Origin of the sequence: uncultured Roseobacter sp. (assembly GCF_947501835.1) — a bacterium.
In the GTDB taxonomy this organism is placed as follows: Bacteria; Pseudomonadota; Alphaproteobacteria; order Rhodobacterales; family Rhodobacteraceae; genus Roseobacter.
In genome coordinates, this window is record NZ_CANMXR010000002.1 from 40,381 (window position 1) to 58,195 (window position 17,815).

13 protein-coding genes are annotated in these 17,815 nt (G+C 60.0%); 3 read left to right on the forward strand and 10 right to left on the reverse strand.

The window, feature by feature from the left end:
* Positions 1-172 precede the first annotated feature (172 nt).
* The 3 genes from Q1A20_RS04090 (at position 173) to Q1A20_RS04100 (ending at position 6,505) form a co-directional block, all read left to right on the forward strand.
* Entirely contained in the window at positions 173-3,907 is a 3,735-nt protein-coding gene (locus Q1A20_RS04090) for an S-layer family protein (RefSeq protein WP_299916069.1), read from the forward strand.
* Positions 3,907-5,619: a POTRA domain-containing protein gene (locus Q1A20_RS04095; protein ID WP_299916070.1), complete on the forward strand. Its 1,713-nt coding sequence runs from the start codon at positions 3,907-3,909 to the stop codon at positions 5,617-5,619. The genes Q1A20_RS04090 and Q1A20_RS04095 overlap by 1 nt, the downstream gene beginning before the upstream one ends.
* Before the next feature lie 157 nt (positions 5,620-5,776).
* Positions 5,777-6,505, forward strand: coding sequence for a serine protease (locus Q1A20_RS04100; RefSeq protein WP_299916072.1), 729 nt, complete (start codon positions 5,777-5,779; stop codon positions 6,503-6,505).
* Positions 6,506-6,605: 100 nt separating this feature from the next.
* Here Q1A20_RS04100 and Q1A20_RS04105 read toward each other — a convergent pair whose 3' ends face one another.
* From Q1A20_RS04105 to Q1A20_RS04150, 10 genes are all read right to left on the reverse strand, one after another.
* On the reverse strand, positions 6,606-8,159 hold the full coding sequence (locus Q1A20_RS04105; RefSeq protein ID WP_299401779.1) for a PAS domain-containing hybrid sensor histidine kinase/response regulator: 1,554 nt from the start codon (positions 8,157-8,159) through the stop codon (positions 6,606-6,608).
* Between the two features lie 300 nt (positions 8,160-8,459).
* Positions 8,460-9,458, reverse strand: a complete 999-nt coding sequence (locus Q1A20_RS04110; RefSeq protein ID WP_299401777.1) for a LacI family DNA-binding transcriptional regulator — start codon at positions 9,456-9,458, stop codon at positions 8,460-8,462.
* Positions 9,459-9,471: 13 nt separating this feature from the next.
* Positions 9,472-10,632 carry a dihydrodipicolinate synthase family protein gene (locus tag Q1A20_RS04115; protein ID WP_299916075.1) on the reverse strand — a complete coding sequence of 387 codons (1,161 nt, stop codon included), beginning with the start codon at positions 10,630-10,632 and terminating at the stop codon, positions 9,472-9,474.
* A 9-nt stretch (positions 10,633-10,641) separates the two neighbouring features.
* Positions 10,642-10,950, reverse strand: coding sequence for a Dabb family protein (locus Q1A20_RS04120; protein ID WP_299401772.1), 309 nt, complete (start codon positions 10,948-10,950; stop codon positions 10,642-10,644).
* Positions 10,947-12,539: a GMC family oxidoreductase gene (locus Q1A20_RS04125; protein ID WP_299916077.1), complete on the reverse strand. Its 1,593-nt coding sequence runs from the start codon at positions 12,537-12,539 to the stop codon at positions 10,947-10,949. Before Q1A20_RS04125 ends, Q1A20_RS04120 begins: the two co-directional genes overlap by 4 nt.
* 9 nt (positions 12,540-12,548) lie before the next feature.
* Positions 12,549-13,307, reverse strand: coding sequence for a 3-ketoacyl-ACP reductase (locus tag Q1A20_RS04130; RefSeq protein ID WP_299401764.1), 759 nt, complete (start codon positions 13,305-13,307; stop codon positions 12,549-12,551).
* Positions 13,304-14,800 carry a GMC family oxidoreductase gene (locus Q1A20_RS04135; protein ID WP_299401761.1) on the reverse strand — a complete coding sequence of 499 codons (1,497 nt, stop codon included), beginning with the start codon at positions 14,798-14,800 and terminating at the stop codon, positions 13,304-13,306. Before Q1A20_RS04135 ends, Q1A20_RS04130 begins: the two co-directional genes overlap by 4 nt.
* Entirely contained in the window at positions 14,800-15,912 is a 1,113-nt protein-coding gene (locus Q1A20_RS04140; RefSeq protein WP_299401759.1) for an ABC transporter ATP-binding protein, read from the reverse strand. The genes Q1A20_RS04135 and Q1A20_RS04140 overlap by 1 nt, the downstream gene beginning before the upstream one ends.
* A gap of 102 nt (positions 15,913-16,014) precedes the next feature.
* Positions 16,015-16,896, reverse strand: a complete 882-nt coding sequence (locus Q1A20_RS04145; RefSeq protein ID WP_299401758.1) for a carbohydrate ABC transporter permease — start codon at positions 16,894-16,896, stop codon at positions 16,015-16,017.
* Positions 16,896-17,789, reverse strand: coding sequence for a carbohydrate ABC transporter permease (locus tag Q1A20_RS04150; RefSeq protein ID WP_299401755.1), 894 nt, complete (start codon positions 17,787-17,789; stop codon positions 16,896-16,898). Before Q1A20_RS04150 ends, Q1A20_RS04145 begins: the two co-directional genes overlap by 1 nt.
* Positions 17,790-17,815: the final 26 nt, after the last annotated feature.

Below are 17,815 nucleotides of genomic sequence, written 5' to 3' on the forward strand. Positions count from 1 at the left end.
TTTTCGCCAGACGGTCACCCCCTGAAAACCGCTGTAATCACACCGCCAGAGCAGACAGGGGCGTATGGTATTTGGAACACGGCGTTCACCAATAATGAAAATCAATATTGAGTAAAATTTTATAGTCTCTAAACAACTTCTGCTACGTTTCGGTTATCTGGAGTTTGTTGTTATGAGATTTATTGTTCCAAAGGACGAACGCCAGACATCGTTCGGATCGCGAGATTTGCTGGTGACCACCCTGGCGTCAGGTGTCTTGTTGACCGCGCCCGCGGCATACGCGCAATCGCCACAGGGCGGGGTGGTGGCAAGCGGCACCGCCAATATCTCACAATCGGCGCAGCAATCTGTCATCAACCAGACAACCGAACGCGCAGTCATCGATTGGCAAAGCTTCGACGTCGGGCGCGACCATACGGTTACGTTTAATCAACCGGGTCGCACATCCGCGACGCTGAACCGCGTGAATTCAGCCAGCGCCAGCGTCATCCAGGGCGCCGTGAACGCCCCGGGTACTGTTGTTATCCAAAATACCGCAGGGGTGCTCTTCACCGGCGACGCGCAAATTGACACCGGTGGGTTGATCGCTTCCAGCCAACTGGTCGATCCCGGACATTTCATGGACAGCGGCAACTTCCGAATTGGCGGCGGCGAACGCCCCGGCGCGCGCGTCCTGAACGAAGGGACATTTTCCATTGGCGACGCCGGGCTCGCAGCGCTGGTCGGCAGCAACGTCGAAAACGCGGGCACGATCATCGCCCATTTGGGCACCGTAGTTTTGGCCTCTGGCGAGCAGACCACGATTGATCTGGCCGGTGACGGTGTTTTCCAGATCGCCGTATCGGGCAATCCCGACAAGGGCCGCGCCGCCAATTCAGGGCGCATCAATGTTGCAGGTGGTCGCGTTCTGCTGTCAGCTGGCGGCGCTGCGGGTGTGCTCGATTCCGTGATCAATACATCCGGCATCATTCGCGCCACCTCCGGAACCGGGTCAGGTGGACGGGTCGAGCTGATTGGGCGCGGCGGCGGCAAAGTGCAGGTGGCGGGCACAATAGATGCGACCGGGCAGACGTCGGGCGGCACCGTACACATCACCGGTGCATCCGTTGATCTTGCGCGGATGGCCAGCGTCGACGCGAGTGGGGACATCTCTGGCGGTGAAATCCTGATCGGTGGCGGTTTTCAGGGTGGTGGCGATTTGCGCCGCGCGACAAAAACAGTGCTGAACATGGGTTCCGTGGTCAAGGCCGACGGCACATCCGGCGAAGGGGGCACGGTCGTTGTCTGGTCGGACGATTCCACCTGGTTCGATGGCAGCATCAGCACCACCGGAGCCACCAAAGGCGGTCTGGTCGAGACCTCCGGCAAAATCAACCTGGGCACCGGCGACAATGCCTCCGTAACGGCTGGCGATGGCGGAACATGGCTGCTGGACCCCCGCAACGTGAGGATCGCGACCAGCGGCGCGAACGCCTCCGCAGGCGTGAACAATCCGCCCGTGGGTGCAGGAGACTACCAGATCAGGCGCGATTCCATCGTTGCGGCGTTGAACGGCAATTCAGACGTCACAATCACCACCGAGCAGCCCGCATCGTCTGATGCCGGAAACATCACCGTCGCGGCGAGCCTGAGCTGGACAGGAAACGGCAATCTCACCCTCGACGCGGATGGGTCCATCTTTGTCGATCAGACGGTTCAGACGCGCGGCGCAGGCAACCTGACGCTAAGCGCTGTTGAGACCGTGGACATCAATCGGACCGTGCAGACCACAAGCACCGGCAACATCGGGATCGAGGCGGGTGCGGACATCAGATTTGACGGCGCGGTATCTTCGACAGGGGCAGGTAACATCACGGCCACAGCCGATGGTTCGATCCTGGTCAACCGGGCGACACAAATCAGCGGTGCGGGCGATCTGACCCTCGACGCAGGCGACGCTATCACGGTCAATCAACGTCTGCGCACCACGCGCGCGGGTGACCTGACCCTGCGCGCTGAAAATGCGATCACGCTCAACAACAATGTCATCGCCAGCCGCGACGGCGACATAGACATTCGATCGAACACAGGCGATGTCGCCATGGGCGGCGCCAACGGCAATCAACGCATCAGCACAAACAGCGGCGATCTGACGGTCGAGGCCACGGCTGGGAGTGTCATTCTGGAGCGGACGAACACCCGCTTGCGCAACACACAGATTTACTCGAACTCCGGCGAGATCGACATCACGGCGGGTACTGAAATCAAACTGAAGGGCGGCGAAGCCAACCGACAGGTTGTTCGGATCGGCCGCGCGGGCGACGCGTCTGACATCTCGCTGACGGCGCCCAAAGTGTCCGTCATCGCGGGCGACAGTGTCCCGCAGGGCGCTGCGCAGATCATTGTCGGCTCTGGCGGGTCGATCAGCATCGATGCCGACGAGATTGATATTGAGAGCGGTGACGCGAATGCGCTGGCCAGCATTCAGGCGCGTAATGGCGCGACCCTCACACTGGATGCCGCCACACAGACCTGGGACGGTCTGGTGCGCAGCAGTGGCACCGGTGCGACCGGGGGCGATGTGACCCTCATCGGGGACATCACTGCCAGTGCGCGACCGACATTCGACTTGATCGACGGTGCCGATTTCAATCTGAACGTCGGAAATCCAACCGGCAGCTTCACCGCGACCGGTGTGCCGCTGCAGGTCACAACGACCGGTGGCACGATTGGCGTCGGCGGTACCGTCAATGCGCCTCAGGTCACGCTGGAATCCCATACCGGCGTCACGCTCGACGGCGGTGCACAGATCACCGGGACAGGCGCGGGCAATGCCGTCATCGTTGCAGCGGGCAACCGGTTTGAGAATAACGCGGGCGCAGGTGCCCTTCAGGTCACTGACCCTTCCGCGCGCTGGCTGCTCTATATGGATCAATTCGCCAGCCTCGTCGGGACAGCCCCCGCCTCGGGCGCCTTCGATCTCTACAATCGGTCGTTTGCGGCAACCACTCCGGCCTCTCTGGGCGGCTTTACCGGCAACCGCATCGTCTATGGCGAACAGCCAGACCTGACAGTGACCGCGGATGCTCAAACCAAAACCTACGGGGATGATCTGACGGGCGCCTTGACCTTCACGCTGACCGGCTTGCGCACAGGCGACAGCGAGGCAACCGCTCTGACCGCGCCTGTGACACTCGCCAGCGTGGGCGCGGGCGCCAATGCCCCGGTTGTGGGCAGCCCCTATACAGTCTCCGCCACGGCCGCAGCATCGACGCAGGGCTACAATGTGACCGTGGTCGACGGCACGCTGACCGTTAATCCTGCGGCTCTGACAATCACGGCAGACAATGCAAGCCGTGCTGTGGGCGCGTCCAATCCGGCCTTCACCGCGCAATTCTCCGGGTTTGTTCTGGGCGAAACCGTTTCCGACCTTTCCGGGGTTTTGGCCCTGACCACCCCGGCAACCGCAGCAAGCCCGGCGGGGAGCTTCGCGATCACGCCCGCTGGCGTGACCAGCTCAAACTACGCAATCACATTTGTCGACGGTATTCTGACCGTGAACGCGGCGGCGGGCACTGGTGCCTCGACAGGCGGCACAGTGAACGACGTCAATGATGGTGGCGCAATTGCACAGCGCCGCAGCGGCCCGCGGGCGGCACCGGTCACACCGGGCGATGCGGCCTTCCGCACAAGCGAGCGGGACATCGGGCTTGCCGGCGCGGATCCCTTTGCGCTGAACTACTCTCTGGGTGAGGTCATTGCGTTCCAGCCCATCTCCGATGCCGCAGCAGAAGGGTTTGTACCCGCCGCAGGCGGATTGGACGCAACAGCATCCGGCGATTGCGGCGTTGCTGTCAATCTCGGCGGCGCGGGCCGCGATGGCTGCGCAAGCGTGGTGATCACCGAATCCTATTGGGACAAGCAATAATGCAATTCATCCGACATCTGAGCGTCGCCGCTGCGATGGCTGCGGCCCCCTTGACTGCTGGCGCGCAGGCTCCGCAGGTACCACCCCTACCTGAAACCGCACCCGATACCTCGCGTCAGGTGGAAGCGCCTCGCCCTCGAACAGAGACAGGTGCCGTCACAGCAAGGGGCAGCGGCCCCTCTTTCATGCTGAACGGCATCGTTTTGCAAGGTGTCACAGCGCTGGACCAAAAAACCATCAGCCCGATCTGGCAGGAATTGATTGGCCAGCGCGTGACCGTGCAGACGCTGGATGAGGTGACCCGGCAGATCAGTGCCGCCTACCGCGAGCGCGGCTATGTCTTGTCGCAGGCCATTCTGCCCGCTCAAACCGTTGATGGCGGCATTGTCCGGATTGTGGTGGTCGAAGGGTTTGTCGATAAGATCACCTATAGCGGCGGCGCGGCCAATCAGCAGGATCTGGTTGCCGAGTATTTTGGCCCGGTTGCCGATGACCAACCGCTGCGTCTGACCACGTTGGAACGCAGCGTACTGCTGTCGCGCGACGCGGTGGGTAGTGTGAACACGGGATCGGTTGAGACGGTTCTCGGGCCGTCGCCCGACACCTTCGGGGCCGCCGATCTGGACGTGCAGATCGCACAACAGCCCGTTTCCGGATATGTGTCCATCGATAATCGCGGCTCGCGCCTTTATGGCGACTGGACGCTTGGCACGGGCGCGCGGGCGTTCAATCTGCTGGGGCTCAATGAAACGCTGGATGGTAACTTTGCGCTGGCACCGCAGGGAACCTCACTGGCGTTTGGGTCGATCACCGCCGACGTGCCGTTGCGCGGTCTGACGGGCACCTGGCTGGATGGTGCACGGCTCAGGTTCGGTGGTAACATCTTCCGCGGCGACCCTGACCTTGAAGAGGCTGGCGCTACCGCTGGTCTGACAACCGTATCCGATCAGACGGAACTGAACGCTCAGCTTGTGGTACCCTTTGTCCGTGCCCGGTCGGAAAACATTTTCGGGCGGTTCGGTCTGACCTTTCGCGATAGCGAAACGGAAACCGGGTTGGTCGGGCTCACAACCGTTGAAGAAGACCGGCTCGCCGTTTTGGAAGCAGGCCTCGCCTGGGATTTCGCGGACAGGCTGGGAGGCATCAGCCTTGTCGATGTCTCCATCCGCCAGGGCCTTGACGTCGCAGGCGCGCGGGTTTCGGCGACAGGCCCGGCAGCGGGTGATCTGAACTTCACCTCCGCTCAGGTGACCCTATCGCGGCTGCAGGCACTGGGCAGCGGCCCCTGGTCGGTCTTTGGCGAGATAACAGGTCAAATGTCGCGCGGCCTCCAGCCAAATTCAGAACGGTTTTATCTGGGCGGCTCATCGATTGGCCGTGGTTTTGCACCCGGAAACACCTCGGGCGACACCGGCTATGCAGGCCGCGCGGAATTGCGCCGGGCGATCAGTCCGGACAGCCTGGGCACCGTTGCGGACGCTGCCAGCCTATACGCATTCATTGACTACGGACGTGCCTACGACCGATCAATCGCGCGCGACGGACAGCAATGGGAAAACCTCGGATCCATTGGGATCGGCGCGCAGATTTCATTGAATCCATGGCTGTCGGTTACGCCTCAGATCGTGCGGCAAATCAGCGGAACGCCACGCGATACCGTTGATCCCTCACAGGAAACACGGTTTTTCATCGGCGCGGTCGCGCGCTTCTGATATCGGATACCTCTCACGCCTCTGGCCCCTGCGATCCTCGACAGGTCGACTAAAACTCTCTGAAAGTCGTGACACGGCGTTAGCCACGCTTTAACCCGCCGGGCGCAGCATTGCGACCGGGACTGCTCGTGACGGGCAGTATGGGTCGGAGCGCGTTATGTTTTTCGGGGATTATTCCTGTGTTGCCGCACGGGTATTGGCTTTTGCGCGACAGGTCATGCTTGTTGCATTGTTACTCTTCGCCTTGGGGCGCGGCGCGGAGGCGGCGGAACCTCCCCGGTCTCTGTCTTATCACGCGACCCTTCTCAACGGCGCCATCACCGGTTCCGCCTTCATGATAGCAGATGGGGTCGCCGTTACAAACGCGCATGTTTTAGGGCGGCGCGGTATTGGTGAGGTCGTCACCCTCTTGGCACCGGGGAAACCGCGCGGCACGGCACGTATTCTCGCCATAAGCCCTCGTATGGACCTTGCAATCCTCTCCATAGACCCAGACCTTTTGCCCGTTGCGCCCGCAGGCCGGGCCCGGGACGCCCGTGGCGACCCAATTTATGCCGTCGGCATTGTCGCTGATGGCAACCCGCGACGCCGTCTCGTGATCAGCGGCACCGTGGCCTCGGAGCGACGTACGCTCGCACCATTCGGCCGTGGGGTGATTGCAAGCATGCCCCGGGTCAAAAGAGGGTTTTCCGGGGGACCCGTGTTCGACAGAAACGGGCAGCTCGTCGGCATGGTCGCCGCCCTCAGGGAGGGCCGCGAGGATAACCGCCGGACCAGAGAGGCATTTATCCTCTCCGCTGATGCAATCCGTGCAGAAGTGGGCCGGTTGCAGCCTGCACTTCATAGCGCAAACAATGCGCGAAACGCCTTATCGCTGATACGTTGACTCAAGCTCGCGTATCGGAAGCGCTCTTGCAAACAGCCCGCTTTTGCAAAGGATCCTGGAAGGGTAAACAGAATTTGCATCCGTCGGAGCAGGCCACCCCCTAATCATCCTTGCGCAGCAAGTCGTGCACCGCGCTGATCAGTTCCGACTTATTCACCGGTTTCACCAGATATTTGTCCTCTGGCTTGACGCCGTTGCCATGAATGGCGGCTTCGGTCGGATAGCCGGAGATAAAGAGCACGTGAATGTCCGGAAGGATATCACGCACGCGGGCCGCAAGTTCAGGGCCCTGCACCGACCCTGGCATGACAATATCCGTCAGCAATATGGTTGGCCGCACCCCCCCTTCGATCTGGCGGAGCGCTTCGTCCCCGCTCGCACATTCGACAACGGTCAGGTTTTCGTCACTTAGCTGGCGCACCAGAACACGGCGGACCTCGAGGTCGTCTTCCGCAACCAAAATGGTCTCGCCAGCGGGCACCGCCTGGCGTTCCATTCGCGGCGCATAAACTGGCACATTGGCCGCATTCGCCGCCGGGAAATAGAGTTTGAACGTCGTTCCAACACCCACTTCGCTATAGGCGCGAATGGTTCCCTTTGACTGCCGCATAAACCCAAAAACCATAGAGAGGCCCAGACCCGATCCCTGCCCCACGGTTTTAGTGGTAAAGAATGGCTCGAACACCTGTGCCAGCGTGGCAGCATCAATGCCCGCACCGGTATCCGAAATGGCAAGCATGACATACCGACCCGGTTCAAGCTCCTCCTGGCGCGACAGAATGTAATCCCCGGAAATCCGCACGTTGCAGGTCTCCATCGTGATCCGCCCGCCATCGGGCATGGCATCGCGTGCGTTATTCAAGATATTCAAAATCGCCGTTTCGAGCAGCGCCGGGTCCGCTTCGGTTTCCCAGAGCCCTGCATCCGTTACGGTTTCGATCAGGACATTGGCGGGCATCAGCCGCTTCACCATGCGGTCGGCACCTTTGACGATCTCATTGAGGTTTATCCGTGTGGGCGTCAGATGTGCTTTGCGTCCATAGCTCAGAAGCTGCTGGGTGAGCCCTGCCCCGCGCCGCACCGCGCTCAGAGCGGTGTCGATAAACTCCCCACGGTCCTTATCGTCGGGATCGCGTTTCAGAAATTCAAGATTGCCCTGCACAATGGCCAGCAGATTGTTGAAATCATGCGCCACGCCACCGACGAGGGACCCGATCGCCTCCATCCGTTGTTTTTGGCTCAATTCAGCGGCGGCGTGCTTCGCCTCAGTATTGTCGAACATCACCGCCAGCGAACGCACATAGGCCCCGCCATCATTATACTCCGCCATCGCAGACATCAGAACCGGTAGCGTCTGACCATCTTTGCGAACGAAATCGTATTCGACGTTGTAAATCTTCCCGGTCCGAAAGAACTCTGGCAACACGACCTTTTCGGCATATTCCTTCGAGGCCGGGCTGAGAAAATCAGTGGATGCCCGCCCAACCATATCATCCACAGAATAGCCAAGCTTATCCGCCCAGAACTGACTGACTTTCAGCAGGATCCCTCTTTCATCAATCGAATGCATCAGGATGGGAGCGGCCGAAAAAAGCCCCTGCATGGGATCGTCGGACTTGATGGATTGCCAGTACCGTAGAATGTTGTTGGTCATAAAAAATTCTTGCCTATCAGCGGACTATACTGCCCGAAGACGCGAAAACGCCACTAACTGATCATACACAAACCCGCGATTTGCAGCATTAGATTCTGGATTTACCAGTTTGCCGAGAAATTCTGGCCGTCCCTGATCTGATCGCGCACGCCGGGGTTGTTTTCTGATCTGAAAACTTCAGCAAAGGGCATACTTAGGCGTGTATTGTGCACATTCGGTGCGAATCAGATTGCCCGATGGACGGAGAGGCATTTAGCCACAATCGCCGTCGCGATCGAGATTTTTACCTATATCACGCCGTCAACTGGACGCTCTGACCACCAGCTCAACCTGCGTCCGGATCCCCGTTTCAGGCGACACGCCGTCGATCAACCAGGTCAGCATGCGCCGCGAAATCGCTTCTGCGAAATCCGGGATGCCACAGCTGACGGAAGAGAGTTGCGGGACGCTTTGCTCGCACCCCTCGATGTTGTCGAACCCAACGACCCGCAAATCCGTTCCGACGGTGCGGCCAAGTGCGTTGCTTGCCGTAAGCAGGCCGAGCGCGACAAGATCGTTGAAACATAAAACGCCGTCGACATCAGGGTGGTGCGCCAGCAGTTCATGAGCGCCCTGGACGCCAAACTCATGGCTTGCCGCGCCGGTCAAAATCACCGGTTCGACCCCGTTCGCGCTCATGAACTCAAGATAGCCAGACATTCTTTCCTGCGTCACGGCACGACCGGCCAAGCCGCCGACAAAGGCAATGCGGCGGCACCCTCGATCCAACAAGTGTTGCGTGGCCAGACGGCTGCCGGATTGATAATCCGGGGCGAGAAACGGGAACTGATCCTCGCGATCATCGACTTTCCGAAACACCTGGATCGCCGGCAATCCCGCGCGCGCAATTGCGTCGAACGGGCTTTCCTGCGGGCCATAGGCGGGCGAAACAACAAAACCCGACACCCCATGTTCGATCAGGGTGCCGATCATCTTTGCCTGCATCTCTGCATCTTCGTTGATATTGGCAAGCACAACCGCGTAGCCCTGATCCGACAGCGCCATTTGCAAGGACGCCGCGAATTCTGTGAAAAACGGGTTGCGCAGATCGTTGATGATCAGCCCGATCAAGCCGGTGGAGGAAGAACGCAGGTTAGCTGCGGACCGATTGTAAACATAGCCAATCTGCGCCATCGCCTCACGAACCTGCAGGCGCGTACGCTCTTTGACCAACGGGCTGCGTTGCAAGACCAGGCTGACGGTTGATTTCGAAACGCCCGCTTCTCTTGCCACGTCCTTGATTGTTGGTCTTCGCTCCATGGCGGTGTCCGTATCAGATGCCGTGCAGAGATAGCAGCGTTTTCATGCGTGCCTCTGCCAGATCGGGGCGGATCAGCACCCGGGACTGATCGGCAAGGCGGAAAACATGCGCGTAATGAGTGATGTCTCGGCTGGATTGGAACCCCGCGGGCATGATGAAATGGCTCTGATAGCCATTCAGCCAGGAGAGAAACGCGATGCCCGCTTTGTAAAACCGCGTGGGTTCTTTGAAAATCTCACGGCTCAGGGGCACGGTCGGCTCAAGCAGGCTGTGGAATTTCGCGACGTCCTCCTGTGCTAATGCCTCCAGCGCCTGAGAAGCGGCAGGCGCAATCGCCGCGAAGATGCCAAGCAGCGCATGGGAAAAACACTTACCGTCCCCGGCGATCAGATCCGCATAGTTGAAATCGTCACCGGTATAGAGACGCACGCCATCAGGCAGGCGGGTGCGGAACGCCTCTTCATGCGCCTGATCGAGCAAGGAGATCTTGATGCCGTCCACCTGTTTCGGGTTTTCCGCGATCAGGTCGAGGACAAAATCGCTGGCTTTTGCCACATCCGCATGGCCCCAATACCCCGTCAGCGCAGGGTCGAACATATCCCCCAGCCAGTGCAGAATGATCGGCTCCGCCGCGCCATCGATCAAGGACCGATAGACCCTGTGATAGACATCAGGCGTAGCAGTCATGGCGGGAAATGCGCGCGATGCCATCAGGATCAATTGGCCGCCAGCGGCCTCGATGGCCTCCGCCTGTTCGCTGTAGGCTGCCAGAATTTGCGCCGCCGTCGTGAGAGTTTCAAGAGGCCGGTGATCGGTGCCCGCCCCGCAGGCAACACGTGGTTTCAGCGGGTGTGTTTTGGCCGCCACCAACGTGCGCTCGATCAGCTCCCGCGCAGTTTGCCAGTCCACCCCCATGCCCCGCTGCGCGGTATCCATGGCCTCAGCCAATCCGAGCCCCTGATCCCAAAGACCCTGCCGAAACGCGAGCGTCGCATCCCAGTCGACTGCCGGTCGGGTGTCCCATGGGTTTCTTTCCCGCAGCGGGTCGGAAACAACATGCGCCGCCGCAAAAGCTGTTCGCGTCAAGGGGACATCGGGAGCACGCGGTATCAGCGGGTTTCCGGAAAGCGTATAGGGTTCTAGACGACCGTCTTCGGTGGGCAGGTTCAGCATGCGCAGGCCTCACACTTCGATGTCGAGGACAAGCACGCCATCGAGACCGCCCACCGCATTGGCAACGATCTGGGTCCCCAGCGCTTGATGCGCGTCGTTGTCGGCATAGGCCTGCAGATCGTCCCAAGTGTCGAAATCAATGGTGAAGCCATGCATGTAGCCACGCTCGATCTGTTCGGGACTTTGTGAGCGCCCCCCGCCGAAATTATGCGCCCCTGTAAGGGTTTTGCTCAAACCAGACAGACCGGCGTAAATCTCGGCAATCGTGCCTTCGGCAGTTTCAGGTGCAAATCGGGTCAAGACGATATGGCGGATCATTGGCAAATTCCTTGGTCTGATTTGATCATATCGGCCGCTTTTTCGCCGATCATGATGGACGGGGCGTTGGTGTTGGACGAATTGACGTGCGGCATGATCGAGGCATCCGCAACGCGCAGACCGTCGATGCCATTGAAGCGCAGGCGCGGGTCGAGCACCGCGCCGTCGTCAACGCCCATGCGGCAGGTACCGGCACAGTGGTGCGAAGTCTTGGAATGCGTGCAGATAAAATTGAAGTACTCTTCATCTGTCTGCACGTCCGGTCCCGGCAGGCGTTCCGCCAGAATGAAGGATTTCAGCGCGTTCTGTGCCAGGATCGATTGCACCAGCTTCAGCCCGCGGATCGACATCTCCCGATCATAGGAATCCGCCAGATAATTGGGATCGATCAACGGCATATCCGCCGGGTTACCCGTTCGCAGGCGTACGGTACCGCGTGAGCGTGGGCGCAGAAAACACGCATTCAGCGTCACGCCACCGTTGGGCATCGCCGCCACGCCCGCTTCGATCCCGGTGCCAAGACCAAGATGCATCTGAATATCGGGGGAGCGGGCGTCGGGGTCCGCATACCAGAAACCCCCTGTTTCAAAGAGGCTGGACGCCACCGGTCCCTTGCGGGTGAAAAGATATTGCAGCCCGGCCAGCGCGGAGAGATGCGGTTTGGCAAAGCGGTCATAGGTATGCGGGCCGGTCACCTCACAAATCGCGTAGAGATCGAGGTGATCCTGCAGGTTCGCCCCCACATTGGGCTGATCAAGGACAACCTCGATGCCAAGCGCGCGCAGCTCATCCGCAGGTCCGACGCCGGACAGCTGCAAAAGCCTTGGCGAGCCAATAGCACCCGAGGAAAGGATCACCTCTCGATCCGCCATAACCCGGCTGCCGTCATCCATCTCAACACCGGTCGCGCGCCCAGCTTGGAACAGGATGCGGCGCACCTGAGCCCCCGTGCGCACGGTCAGGTTCGCGCGATCCCTGTTTGGCGCCAGAAAAGCCATTGCCGCAGAGGACCGGCGCGCATGGCGTTGCGTCAATTGATAGTACCCGGCGCCATCCTGACGCGCGCCGTTTACATCCTTGGTTTCCGGAATGCCCAACTGGCCCGCCGCCGCGATATAGGCATCGCAAATCGGCAAAGGGGCTGCTGGCCTGCTCACACCAAGGGGACCGCCCTGACCGTGGAATTCATTGTCAAAGGCATCATTGTCTTCGGACTTTTTAAAATAGGGCAGCACATCGGCGAAGCTCCAGCCCTCGCACCCCAGTTGACGCCATTCATCGTAATCCTGCGCAGCACCGCGGGTGTAGATCTGGGCATTGATCGCCGACCCACCGCCGATGACCTTTGCCTGCGTGTAGGTGAACACCTTGCCTCGCATGTGGCGCTGGGGCGTTGTGGTCCACCCCCAGCTGCCGATGCCCTTGGTCATCTTGGCGAACCCGGCAGGCAGGTGGTAAAACGGATGCCGATCCCGCCCTCCCGCCTCCAGCAGCAGCACACGCACATGCGCGTCTTCACTCAGGCGGGCCGCAATCACGGATCCTGCAGATCCGCCGCCGATGATGATGAAATCATATCCTTCGGTCATCGCATTTCTCTACAGGCGCGCGATGGACAGACCACCATCCACCGGAATGCAGGCACCATTGGCAAACCGCATCTGCCCCTCAGCCACTGCCAGAACGATTTCCCCGATATCCTGCGGCAGCCCCCAACGCCGGGCAGGCACCAGACCGTCCTCAATGCGTGCCGTGTATTTGTCACGCGCACCGGCGGTCATTTCCGTCTCGATAATGCCGGGGCGCAGTTCAAACACACCGATGCCATGCGGGGCCAGACGCACCGCGAAAAGCTCCGACATCATCGCGGCACCGGCTTTGGACACGCAGTATTCCGCGCGCTCCGTCGATACCATGGCGGCGCTGACCGATGTGATGAAGCTGATGGAACGGTAGCTTTCCGAAGGTGTGCCCAACATGCGCTTGGCCACGGCCTGCGCCAAAAAGAACGCCCCGCGCAGGTTGACGTTGAGAACAAAATCCCAGTTTTCCGGCGCGAGATCCAGCATATCACCGCGCACCGGGGCGCCGACGCCCGCATTGCTGACCAGCGTGGTCACAGGGCCAAACGCCTCCTCCACCCGATTGAGCAACGCGGGGACGTGCCCGATCTCTGCGACATCATGCTGAAAATAACGCGCGGCGCTGCCAAATTTGGCCAAGGCGGATTGCACAATCGGCGTATCGCCCGGAGACCGCGATGCGATGGCAACCCGGTAGTTGGCCGCGATAAGTTGTTCGACAATGCCAAGCCCAATGCCCTGTTGCCCGCCGGTGACCAGCGCAATCTTACTCATGCTGCGAACTCCGTTTCGGTGATGTGGCGGGCGCTGCGCAGCGCCAGTGCCGCAATCGTCAGCGCCGGGTTCACCGCAGCGGATGTCGGCAGCACCGAGGCGTCAACGATGAAAAGATTGGGGTGATCGTGGCTGCGGCAGAAGGTGTCGACCACGCTGGTGTCCGGGTCATGCCCCATGCGCGCGGTGCCGCATTGATGCGAGGGCGTGCGCCGATCAAAAGCGCGCGACAGGACAATCGGAAATCCGGCCTTGCGCAGATATGTCTTCAGCGTGGCAACCAGGGCTTCATGCGTTGCCCAATTGGATCGCTGCCAGTTGAGCTTGATTTGCCCGTCTTTGAGCATCACGCGGCTGTCTGGATGGGGCAGGTCCTCGGACATGGCATAGAAGTCGAAGGAGCGCGCGGCGATCAGATGGGCAAGCCATTTTGGCAAGGGGGAGGCCGCGGTCAGGATCGGGGCGGAAATCTTGCCCAGCAATTGCACATTCCCCATGGGCATGCCGCCTTGTCCATCCGAGAGGTAAAAGTCGTTGATCATCAGCGTTTTCTGATAGATCGCCCGGTTCTTTTGCAGCGGGTGCAGGGCCATCAACGCCGAGCAATTGTGGTTCATGAAATTGCGGCCCACTTGACCGGACCTGTTGGCCAGACCGTTTGGGTGATTGTCATTCGCCGAGGCCAGCAGCAGAGCCGCTGTCTGCACCGCCCCGGCCGAAACAACGACGGTGGGCGCCGTGACGGTCTGTACTTTCCCCCGCATCACGCAAGTCACACCCGAGATGCGCCCATCATCACCGACGGACAATCCCGAGACCAGACAGCCCGTTCGCAACTCCACATTCGCGTGTTCCAACGCTTGCTTGATGGCGATGGTCTCCGCGTCCATCTTGCCACCGCAGGTGTCGGGATGGGCATCCCAGGGATCTTGCCCCGCCGCCAGCCAGCGGTCGATATCGACGCCCAGCGGCAAGGACGCGGGGGTAAGACCCGCGATTTTCAACCGTTGCCGCAGGTCCGAAATATCTGGTTCATCGGCGACTGGCCCGTGGAGATACCTTCCCGATCGCGGTGGCTCCGTTGGGTCTTCGCCAGTGGTGCCCCGCACTTCATAGAGATGCTCTGCCGCCAGATAGTCGGGTTCCAGATCGTGATACGAAATCGGCCAACCCGGGGTGCTGCCCCCGCGATGCTGAATACTTGCGAAATCCGCTTCCCGATACCGGATCAACACCGCGCCGTAGAATTTAGAATTGCCGCCGACACAATAGTAATTTCCCGGGCTGAAAGGTTGATCTGACCCATCCAACCATTGCTCGTCCGGTCGAAAGACACCTGCCTCGAAGATGGCACGCGCATCCCGATCCGCAGGCGACGGTTGCAGGGTTTCGCCACGCTCCAGGATCAGAATGCGGCGACCGCTCGGGGCCAGTGCAGCGGCCAGTGTGGCACCGCCCATGCCCGATCCGATTATGATGACATCCGGCTGCATCAGGGCGCGATGCGGTCTTCGGACTGTGGGTCAAAGGCCACAGCCTTTTCCATGTTCACCGCAAATTCAAAATCCTGCCCCGCGTGCACTTCGGCATCGGACCGCATCCGCGCGATCACGTCCTTGCCGCCCAATTGCATTGAAACAAACGTATCGGACCCGGCAGGTTCCGTGACCACGATGCGATTGGTCATCTGGGCAATATTGGATGATTTTCGGTCCGCCCCATCAATGTCCGTGATGGTTTCCGGACGAATGCCCAACAGGATGTCCTTACCCTCCCATGCGGCGAGATTGGCCTGGCTGAAGGGCAGGAGCGCCTTGCTGCCATCGTGCAGGGAAATCTCTGCCTGCGGCACGCCGTTTTGCATGCGCACCGTCGCCGGGAGGACATTCATTGCCGGTGAGCCCATGAAGGTGGCCACAAAAATATTCGCCGGGCTGTCGTAGATCTCCTGCGGTGTGCCCAGCTGTTGCACATAGCCGCCGTTCATCACCGCGATGCGTGTCGATAGCGTCATCGCCTCGATCTGATCATGCGTCACATAGACAATCGTGGTGCCCAGATTCTGGTGCAGCTTCTTGATCTCGGTGCGCATATCAACACGCAGCTTGGCATCGAGGTTTGACAGAGGCTCGTCGAACAGGAACACGTCCGGGTTGCGCACCAGCGCCCGCCCCATGGCAACGCGCTGACGCTGGCCGCCCGACAATTGCCCGGGTTTGCGGTCCAGCAACTGTTCGATCTGCAGCAGCTTGGCGACCTCATGCATCGCCTTTTCGCGTTCCTGTTTGGGCGTGCCATGCATCTCCAGCCCGAAGGTGATGTTCTGGCCCACGGTCATGTTGGGGTAGAGCGCATAGCTCTGGAACACCATCGCGATATTACGCTTGGACGGATGCACCCCGTTCATCACCGTATCCTTGATGCGGATTTCGCCGCTGGTGATCTCCTCCAGCCCCGCGATCATGTTCAGCAGCGTGGACTTGCCGCAGCCCGAAGGGCCGACAAGCACCAGAAACTCGCCCTCCTGCACGGAAATGTCGACGTTGTGCAGCACTTCGACACTGCCATAGGCCTTTGTCGTATTGTCGATGTCGAGAAAACCCATCGTCTCAATCCTTCAGATTGCCCGGCGCGGCGCGGTGGCCTGCGCGTTCGGTTCTTGTAACGCGCCACTGGCGCTCTTTATTTTACGATGCAAAATCATCTCTCACCCCTTCACAGAACCTGCCATCAGACCACGGACGAAATACCGTCCGGCCACGATGTAGACGAGCAGCGTTGGCATGGCGGCCAGGATCGCGCCTGCGAAATGAACGTTGTATTCCTTCACACCGTGCGAGGCCTGCACCAGATTGTTGAGCGCCACCGTCATTGGTTGGCTGTCGGCCCCGGCAAAGGAGGCGCCAAAGAGGAAGTCATTCCAAATGTTGGTGAATTGCCAGATGATCGACACTACCGCGATCGGCCCCGACGAAGGCAACAGGATACGCCAGAAGATCTGGAAAAACCCCGCCCCGTCGATCTGGGCTGCCCGGATCAACTCAGTGGGAAAGACCGCATAGTAGTTGCGGAAATAGAGCGTCGTGAAGCCGATCCCGTAGACCACATGCACCAGCGTTAGTCCCCAGGTGGTCCCCGCCAGCCCCATCAGACCCAGCATGCGGGCCATCGGGATCAGCACGATCTGGAACGGGATGAAACAGGCAAAAAGCATTAGCCCGAAAATGATGGTGTCATATCTGAACCGCCATTTCGTCAGCACATAGCCGTTGAGCGCCCCCAGCACGGTCGAGATCGCAACCGCTGGCACCACCATCTTGATCGAGTTCCAGAAATAGGGCGACAGCCCGGTGGGCTCGACCCCAATCTGAGCGGAAGACCAGGCCTTGAACCAGGGTTCCAGCGTAAACTCGCGCGGCAGGTTCATCATGCCGCCACCGGTAATCTCGGAGAGCGGTTTCACCGAATTCACCACCATCACGTAGAGCGGCAGCATGTAGAAAAGCGCAAAGAGGATGAGCACCACATAAATCAGCGTGCGCGTGACCCGACCGGTGCGGATGGCGGTATCCTGGGAGGCGACAGACATCAGCGCTTCTCCCGCAATTCGGAATAGAGGTAGGGGATCATGATGGCGGCGATGGTCATCAGCATGATCGTGGCAGAGGCCGCGCCGATCCCCATCTGATTTCGCGTGAAGGTATAGGAATACATGAAGGTCGCAGGCAATTCCGTCGCCCGCCCCGGCCCGCCGCCCGTCAGCGCGATCACCAGATCGAAGGTCTTGATCGCCAGATGCGACAGGATCACGAAAGCTGACAGGAAGGCAGGACGCAGTTGCGGGATGATGATCCGTCGGTAGAGGTTCCAATTGCTGGCCCCGTCCATCTGTGCAGCCTTGAGGATTTCATTGTCGATGCCGCGCAAGCCCGCAAGAAACATCGCCATGACGAAGCCGCTGGTCTGCCAGACGGCGGCCAGCACCACCGTGTAGATGGCGAAATTCCGGTCCTTGATCCAGTCAAACTCAAAGCTCTCCCAACCCCAGGTGTGCATGACGTTTTCAAGGCCGATGCCCGGATCCAGAAACCATTTCCACGCGGTTCCGGTCACGATGAAGCTGAGCGCCATGGGATAGAGATAGATGGGGCGCAGCAGGCCTTCGCCGCGGATTTTCTGATCGAGGAAAATCGCCAGACCGAGGCCAATGCTGGTGCAGATGACGATGTAGAGCCCCGCGAAAATGCCCATGTTCTTGAGCGATACTTCCCAGTGGCTGAGACGCCAGAGCTTGGAGTAATTCTCAAGGCCCACCCAGCCGTAGCTCGGCAGCAGGCGGCTGTCGGTGAAGGACAGGTAGACCGAAAACAGGATGAAGCCGTAGACAAAGACCAGCATCATCGCAATCGATGGCGACAGCACCAGCTTGGGGATCCAGTTCTGCAGGCGTGTCTTGAAATCCGCGTCGGCTGTATGAGCCATCACGCGCCCTCCTTGTGAGACGGGAT

What these genes read in the sequence shown, in the direction of transcription:
- Q1A20_RS04090 (WP_299916069.1), top strand. Translation starts at nt 173, where the DNA reads ATGAGATTTATTGTTCCAAAGGACGAACGCCAGACATCGTTCGGATCG.
- Q1A20_RS04095 (WP_299916070.1), top strand. Translation starts at nt 3,907, where the DNA reads ATGCAATTCATCCGACATCTGAGCGTCGCCGCTGCGATGGCTGCGGCC.
- Q1A20_RS04100 (WP_299916072.1), top strand. Translation starts at nt 5,777, where the DNA reads ATGTTTTTCGGGGATTATTCCTGTGTTGCCGCACGGGTATTGGCTTTT.
- Q1A20_RS04105 (WP_299401779.1), bottom strand. Translation starts at nt 8,159, where the DNA reads ATGACCAACAACATTCTACGGTACTGGCAATCCATCAAGTCCGACGAT.
- Q1A20_RS04110 (WP_299401777.1), bottom strand. Translation starts at nt 9,458, where the DNA reads ATGGAGCGAAGACCAACAATCAAGGACGTGGCAAGAGAAGCGGGCGTT.
- Q1A20_RS04115 (WP_299916075.1), bottom strand. Translation starts at nt 10,632, where the DNA reads ATGCTGAACCTGCCCACCGAAGACGGTCGTCTAGAACCCTATACGCTT.
- Q1A20_RS04120 (WP_299401772.1), bottom strand. Translation starts at nt 10,950, where the DNA reads ATGATCCGCCATATCGTCTTGACCCGATTTGCACCTGAAACTGCCGAA.
- Q1A20_RS04125 (WP_299916077.1), bottom strand. Translation starts at nt 12,539, where the DNA reads ATGACCGAAGGATATGATTTCATCATCATCGGCGGCGGATCTGCAGGA.
- Q1A20_RS04130 (WP_299401764.1), bottom strand. Translation starts at nt 13,307, where the DNA reads ATGAGTAAGATTGCGCTGGTCACCGGCGGGCAACAGGGCATTGGGCTT.
- Q1A20_RS04135 (WP_299401761.1), bottom strand. Translation starts at nt 14,800, where the DNA reads ATGCAGCCGGATGTCATCATAATCGGATCGGGCATGGGCGGTGCCACA.
- Q1A20_RS04140 (WP_299401759.1), bottom strand. Translation starts at nt 15,912, where the DNA reads ATGGGTTTTCTCGACATCGACAATACGACAAAGGCCTATGGCAGTGTC.
- Q1A20_RS04145 (WP_299401758.1), bottom strand. Translation starts at nt 16,896, where the DNA reads ATGTCTGTCGCCTCCCAGGATACCGCCATCCGCACCGGTCGGGTCACG.
- Q1A20_RS04150 (WP_299401755.1), bottom strand. Translation starts at nt 17,789, where the DNA reads ATGGCTCATACAGCCGACGCGGATTTCAAGACACGCCTGCAGAACTGG.